Raw genomic sequence first — 7,607 nt, forward strand, 5'->3', positions numbered from 1 at the left:
CATAGGTGATTTTGTAAAAAGAAGCCATATTTACGACATCTTCTCCACGATTGTCATTTTGCTGTACCCAAGCTCCTCCCCAAACAAAACCTCTGGGAGCTCCTGTATAAAGACCAATAGCTGCATTTTCATACATTCCCACAACACTTAGTCTTATGTTTTCTGGAGAGCTAAATGCTTCACTTTCTGCAATTTTATTAAATGGAGTCTTATCCAGTAAATTTTCATCCGAGCAACTCGCCAAAGAAAAGATCATGGTGAGTATTCCTAAATATTTTAAAAAATTTCTCATAATTCTTTATTTTTTTAAATTAAAATAAACTTAAGTTCATGCCCAATGCAAAAATTCTATTTCTTGGAGTTGAGAAGTTGTCAACCCCCCAATAAGTTACTGCATCAGGATCTAGTCCTTTATAGTTTGTGATATTGAACAGGTTTTGACCAGTTAGATAAACTCTTAATGAGTTGATTGTTCCACTTTTCAGCATATTATGTGTGAAATTATATCCAATAGTGACGTTATCCAATGAGATAAAATCTCCATTTTCGACATATCGTGAAGAATAATCTGGGTTAGCACGGTTATCACTTGTAGTTAATTTAGGAGTGATACCATCACCTGGATTTGAAGGACTCTGCCATCTTCCAAAGATTTCTTTTGTGTTGTTGCGGAAGTCTTGACTTAACAACTCATGACGTGCATAGTTGTAAATTTTGTTTCCACCACTGAATCTAAATAAGAAGCTCATGTCAAATCCTTTGTAGGTTAATGTGTTGTGCCATCCGCCAAAATATTTAGGTGTTGATTGACCAAGTATAAATTTATCTCCTTCACTTAAAGAGCTTTTTTCAGAAACGTCTGTTGGCGATGCTGGATTATATACTACATATGAACTTGTATTGTAATTCATTTGTACCATTGAACCATCGGCTTTATAATAGACAGGGTATCCATTCTCTTTGTTAACACCCCAATATTTAAATCCATATAGAGAGTTAACTGCTTCCCCCTCTCTAATGATACTTGGATGCACGCTTGCTGCACTTGAAGTATGTTTAGGGAAAATATCTTCGCCACCTGGTAGGTTTGATACTCTGTTCTTGGTAAAAGTAAGATTGAAATCAGTGTTCCAAGTAAAATCCTTAGTATTAAAGACGGTTGCACCAATGCTAAACTCAACACCACTATTTTTCATGTCACCGGCGTTGATTTTAATTATGTTTTCAGGAATACCGGCAGAAGGTGCTGTGGCACTATTGATCACCATGTCATCGGTGTTATTTGAGAAATAATCCGCAGAGAATCTGAGACGGTTTTTCAAAAATCCTAAGTCAATACCTACGTTGAGTTTTTTAGTAGTTTCCCATTTTAAGTTAGCATTTCCAAATTGGTCATATCCAATACCAGTAACATCACCGTATTTGTTAGGGGCGTAAACTCCTAAATAAGGATAGGCACCAATATTGGTGTTTCCTGTTTCGGCATAAGAACCACGAATTTTAAAATCGTTTACTATATCTTTGAAATCACTCCAAAAAGCTTCGTTAGATACGGTCCATCCTAATGATCCTCCAAAGAAAGTCTTTTCTCTATTCTCCTTGTCTAATTTTGACAAGGCGTCATTTCGTAAAGAAAGTTGGACAAAATAGCGTTGGTCAAAGTTGTAGCTCAGACGACCAATATATGAGCGGATTCCATCCTCTTGTTTGTTCCCACCTATATACTGTTCTTCATATACATTGGAGATAATTTGTTTGTTAAAATCTGGATGAGCCACTCCTTCGCCTATCGCATAAAAATATGACCAACTTGTTTGTTGAAATTCAGCCACTGCAGTAGCACTTAAATTGTGGACATTATTAAAGGTTTTGTTATAGTTAATAATGTTTTGAACGTTCCACATTTCATCCTCGAATGAATATTGGCTTAGTCTACCTTTAGGTGACATACCATCTCCATGGTTAGGGTTTAAATAAGTAACCTCTCCTGTATTAGAATGGTCAAATCCAACTTGAAATCTGTAGGTTAGACCATCAATAATCTTAGCTTCAGCAAAGGATTGGATAACATTTCTATCTCGTTTAGAATTATAAGTATTATGTTTCATGATATAAGAAATGTTTGGATATTGCCCTTGAACCCCTCTATGGTTGTCCCAACGTCCTATTTCAGAACCGTTGCTGGCAATATTATAACCCAGAGGATTGTTAGGGTCATAAACCGGAACGTTTGGCAATTGGGTTGTGGCATTCTTCATAAATCCTGATAAAGCGTTATCGCCTTTGTTCATTGCAGTCGTATTGTTTCTGGAGGCTGCTACAGATCCACCAACTTTCAGCCAGTTGGTCATTTCTTGTTCTACTGAAAGTTTAATGTTATACTTTTCTTGCTCATTAACTTTTGGTGCCCCTTCTTGTTTTCCATGACCCAACGAAAAGTAATATGTGCCTTTATCAGATCCACCTGATACACTGATATTCTCTTCTACTTGTAGTGCATTGTCTCTTAATACCTCTTTGAACCAATCTGTGTCATATTCGGTTCCTGCAGCCCAATCGGATACACCATCATTACTTGTTTTCTCGTTAGAGATTGCAACAAAGTCTTTGGCACCTAACATATCATAGCGTTTCATAGGTTTTCCCAAACCTGTAATAGTTGACAAACGGACGTTAAAAGAATTTTTCTTTCCTTTTTTAGTGGTAATTAAAATAACACCATTAGCTGCGCGCGAGCCATAAATTGCAGAAGCAGCACCATCCTTTAAAATTTCAAACGATTCAATATCATTTGGATTTAAGTCTGATAAAGGATTGACGTCTACGTTACTTCCTGAGCCACTACTAGAGTATGGTACTCCATCAACTACATAAAGTGGATCTGTGCCAGAGTTAATGGAAGCTACCCCGCGAATATTAATCTTCGGTGCTTCACCAATTACTCCTGATGAAGATACTTGTACACCTGATGAACGCCCTGCCAACTGCGATTCAAATGAACTTGAAACAAGATCTTGGATGTCCTGTGCTTTAACCGAAGAAATAGCACCCGTTATTTCCGATTTTCTTTGGACCCCATAACCTACTACAACGATTTCGTCCAAAAGCGAAGCATCTTCTTGCATGCTTATATTAATAGTATTTGAAGCACCTACGGTAACTTCTTGGGATTTTAGGCCCACGTAAGTAAATGATAGAATATCACCTGCTTTCGCGCTTATGGTGTATTTTCCATCAAAATCGGATTGTGTTCCAGTGGTCGTGCCCTTGACCAAGATGTTTACTCCGGTCAAAGGAATTCCCGATTCGTCTGAGACGGTTCCCGATATAGATTTTTGTTGCGCAATTGATAGATGCGTAACGAACACTATACAAAGTGTTAGAATTAAACTGAATTTTGTTTTCATTTATAATATGGTTAGAATTATGTTGGCAAAGAAACGAATAATTGAATATGAAACAAGAAATTGTGTTAAATTCTACAAACTTTAACATATTATATGTTAAAATAAATCAATAAATTATCAAAAATGTATAAAACATCCTGTTATTAAGTAATCAGTTGATTATAGGTGTTTTAGGTGTTGGTTTTTTAATGTTATTTAGTTGTATTTTAATAAAAATAACTCCTATTTTACTGGTTATGAGAAGGGTGTTTAATTAATTGGAGGTGCCTTTGTTTAAATTTATAAAAAATTGCTAAAAATGTGATTTCTTAGAAAAAAGGAAAGTCTTGAACTTTTGTTTTTTGAATAAAATTTCTAGGGTTGAAGATTAATTGATTGTAGTTTAAAGTGAAGTTTTCTTGACAAGGTGTATGGTTTTAAATCAGTTTTTACGAGGTAGGTTTTATAGTTTTAATAAGATATTATAGTACTATTAATTAAAATGTAGAAATAACCATTAAACTTTGTTGATATAAATGATTTATGACGGTTATAAATAAAAAAAACCACTGTTATTAGTGGTTCTTTTTGTGTAAATATTGTAACAGATTAATTCTAATTAACCGATTCTTTAATCCTTTTCAAGGCTTCAATAATTTGGTCTTGCGAGGCTGCGTAAGATAGTCTAATGCAATCAGGGTTGCCAAAAGCACCACCATCAACAGTGGCTACAAGAGCTTCTTCAAGTAGATATAATGAGAAGTCAGAAGCGTTATGGATAGTTTTTCCTCTCAATGTTTTTCCAAAGTAAGAGGATACATTTGGGAATACGTAAAAAGCGCCTTCTGGAATATTGGTTTTAAAGCCTTCGATATCTTTCAGTAAATCCAGTACCAAATCGCGACGAATTTTAAATTCATCAATCATAAACTGAACTCTCGATGGCGATTCTGTCAATGCCGTAATAACCGCTCGTTGGGCAATGGAGTTGGCGCCACTTGTGATTTGACCTTGCATTTTATTGCAAGCACGTGCAATTTTTTCTGGCCCTCCAATATAACCAATACGCCATCCGGTCATAGCAAATGCCTTCGAGACGCCGTTGACCGTAACGGTACGGTCGTACATATCTTCAAATTCTGCCATACTTGCATGACCACCGGTAAAATTGATGTGCTCATAAATTTCATCGGATACCACAATGATATCTGGGTGTTTTTGTAAGACATCAGCTAAGGCACGTAATTCGGCTTTACTATACACCGAGCCGCTAGGATTACATGGTGAACTGTACCAAAGCATTTTAGTTTTTGGGGTTATGGCGGCTTCCAGTTGCTCTGCCGTCATTTTAAAATCGGTAGCAATCGTGGTTGGGACTTCAACAGGGATACCGTCGTTCAGTTTTACCAAATCGGCATAGCTTACCCAATATGGACAAGGGAGGATGACTTCATCGCCTTTGTTGATTAATACTGCGGCAAGATTGGCCAAAGCCTGTTTAGCACCTGTGGAAACCACAATCTGATTGTGATTGTAAATCAGATTGTTGTCGCGTTTAAACTTTGTGATAATCGCGTCTTTTAACTCTACATAACCGTCAACAGGTGTGTAGGAACTGTAATTATCATTAATGGCTTGTATGGCGGCTTCTTTAATATAGTCTGGGGTGTGAAAATCTGGTTCACCCAAACTCAGCCCGATAATATCTTTTCCTTCTGCTCTTAATTCTCTGGCTTTGGCGGCCATTGCTAAGGTAGCAGATGTGGACATATTTAAAATTCTATCCGAAAGTAAGTTCATTTGAAATATAAAATTAGGATTGTAATGCTGGTTTTAGTCCCATTTCTTTGAGATAACTAAAATGAGCTATTATGGCTTTGCGCGTAGTAGCATATTCTTTGTACGGAAGACCAAATTCTTTAGCCGTCTCTTTGACTATTTTTGCAATGTTGGAATAATGAACATGACTTATATGAGGGAAAATATGATGTTCAACTTGATGATTTAATCCACCTGTAAACCAGTTAACAATTTTGTTTTTGGTTCCAAAATTAACAGTAGTATTTAATTGATGGATGGCCCATGTGTTTTTCATGGTACCATTTTCGGCAGGCAGAGGCATTTCGGCTTCATCCATAACGTGTGCCAATTGAAATACAACGCTTAAGATAAGCCCCGCAACATAATGCATAATAAAAAATCCGAGTAGTACTTGCCACCATACAATATTTGTCAATGTCATTGGGATCACAATCCAAATAGAGACATAAATAATTTTAGAAATCACCAATTTGCTCCATTCTGTAGCAGGGTTAGGAAATTTTCCATAAGATAGTTTACGTTTTAAATACCGTTTCATTTGAAGAAAATCGGTCGTAATGGCCCAGTTGATTGTCAGTAATCCATAAAGGAATATGGAATAATAATGTTGAAAACGATGGTATCTATGCCATTGTGAATGTCTGGAAAATCTTAAAATCCGTCCAGCTTCCAGATCTTCATCATGTCCATGAATATTAGTATATGTATGATGAAGCACATTATGCTGTACTTTCCAATTATACACATTTCCAGCCAAAATATAGATGCTGCTTCCCATTAATCGGTTGATCCATTCCTTATCCGAAAAAGCACCGTGATTGCCATCGTGCATCACATTCATGCCCACTCCGGCCATTCCAATGCCCATGACAATAGTGAGCAACAACATGGCCCAAGCTGGTAAGTTGAGGGTAAGAATTAAAAAATATGGTGTCAAAAATAAAGAAAACATGACAATGGTCTTAACCCATATTTTCCAGTTTCCCGTCCGTTTGATATTATTGTCTTTGAAATAATCATTTACACGTTTATTGAGTGTTCTGAAAAATTTTGCAGAATCATTTCTGGAGAACGATAGCGTTTGCTGTGTCATTACTTGTAAGTTTAATCAGATAACGCCATAATATGAGCGTTATTTATAGAAGTGCAAAGATAGACAATTATTGTTTCGTACTTAATAAGAAAATGCTAAAAATATCGATATAAAAATGCTTATTTTTGCTCGAAATATGGATAAAATGCAACTTATTAAAAATTACTTTCCTGATCTGACAGACCTTCAATTACAGCAATTTGAACAATTGGAGGAACTTTATAAAGATTGGAATCTTAAAATTAATGTCGTGTCGCGAAAGGATATTGATGAACTTTATTTGCGACACGTTCTGCATTCATTGGCCATAGCCAAGTTGATTACGTTCCGTCCGGGAACAAAAGTGATGGATGTAGGCACTGGTGGTGGATTTCCGGGAATTCCGCTAGCGATTATGTTTCCCGAAACCAATTTCCATTTGGTAGATAGTATTGCCAAAAAGCTTAAAGTGGTTAATGAAGTTGTGGAAGGATTGGGGTTGACAAATGTAAAAACATCCCATTGTAGGGTAGAAGAGGTAGAGGATACTTATGATTTTATAGTGAGCCGAGCGGTTGCTGCCATGCCAACTTTTGTGCATTGGGTAAAAGGAAAAATTGCCAAAAAACAAAGGCATGAACTTAAAAATGGCATCATTTATTTAAAAGGTGGCGACTTGGCAGAAGAACTCATTGATTTCCCTAAAGCTTCTGTTTATGATCTTTCAGATTTTTATAAAGAAGAATTTTTTGAAACCAAAAAGCTGGTCCATCTGCCGTTAAAATATAAAGGCTAAATCTTAAATTTGCCATTGGTTTTTATAGGCATCAAATTCTAGATGCCAATTAATAAAAAAGCCCTCAAACCAAAAAGTTGAGGGCTTTATTTGTATATAAAACACAATGTTATCCTAAAAACGGATAACGGTAATCTGTAGGTGTTACAAATGTTTCTTTAATTAGTCTTGGAGAAACCCAACGCAACAGGTTTTGTGCGCTACCTGCTTTGTCATTCGTTCCTGATGCCCTTGCACCCCCAAAAGGTTGTTGGCCAACCACGGCACCTGTTGGTTTGTCGTTGATATAGAAGTTTCCTGCTGAATTTTGTAGCGCTTTAGTGGCCTCATCAATAGCGTATCTGTCGGTTGCCAAGATCGCGCCTGTTAATGCGTATTCACTGGTTTCATCTACTAATTTTAGAGTTTCGCTAAAAGCATTGTCTTCATAAACATAAACCGTAATCACAGGGCCAAAGAGTTCAGTGCACATGGTCGTGTATTTCGGATCGGTAGTTTCTATTACCGTAGGTTCAATAAAATAACCTTTGCT

5 protein-coding genes and 1 pseudogene are annotated in these 7,607 nt (G+C 36.5%); 1 reads left to right on the plus strand and 5 read right to left on the minus strand.

The genetic code is table 11. From position 1 onward, the window contains the following. The 4 genes and pseudogenes from VNJ50_RS10485 to VNJ50_RS10500 all read right to left on the minus strand — a co-directional run. Window positions 1-292: pseudogene (locus VNJ50_RS10485) on the minus strand (RagB/SusD family nutrient uptake outer membrane protein); the annotation flags it as partial. Between the two features lie 19 nt (window positions 293-311). Further along, complete coding sequence (locus VNJ50_RS10490) at window positions 312-3,407, minus strand: TonB-dependent receptor (RefSeq protein WP_325581629.1); 3,096 nt, start codon at window positions 3,405-3,407, stop codon at window positions 312-314. A 594-nt stretch (window positions 3,408-4,001) separates the two neighbouring features. Further along, on the minus strand, window positions 4,002-5,186 hold the full coding sequence (locus VNJ50_RS10495) for a pyridoxal phosphate-dependent aminotransferase (RefSeq protein ID WP_325581631.1): 1,185 nt from the start codon (window positions 5,184-5,186) through the stop codon (window positions 4,002-4,004). A gap of 13 nt (window positions 5,187-5,199) precedes the next feature. Continuing rightward, window positions 5,200-6,300 carry an acyl-CoA desaturase gene (locus VNJ50_RS10500; protein WP_325581633.1) on the minus strand — a complete coding sequence of 367 codons (1,101 nt, stop codon included), beginning with the start codon at window positions 6,298-6,300 and terminating at the stop codon, window positions 5,200-5,202. Between the two features lie 145 nt (window positions 6,301-6,445). On the opposite strand from VNJ50_RS10500, the gene rsmG reads away from it, so the two are divergent. Next, the gene (gene rsmG, locus VNJ50_RS10505) at window positions 6,446-7,075 is read left to right on the plus strand and encodes a 16S rRNA (guanine(527)-N(7))-methyltransferase RsmG (protein WP_325581634.1); all 630 of its coding nucleotides are present in this window, start codon (window positions 6,446-6,448) and stop codon (window positions 7,073-7,075) included. Between the two features lie 109 nt (window positions 7,076-7,184). Here the strand turns inward: rsmG and VNJ50_RS10510 are convergent. Further along, a partial coding sequence (locus tag VNJ50_RS10510; protein ID WP_325581636.1) for an aldehyde dehydrogenase family protein occupies window positions 7,185-7,607 on the minus strand: 423 nt, incomplete at its 5' end.

It is taken from the genome of Gelidibacter sp., from assembly GCF_035577925.1.
Classification (GTDB): domain Bacteria; phylum Bacteroidota; class Bacteroidia; order Flavobacteriales; family Flavobacteriaceae; genus Gelidibacter.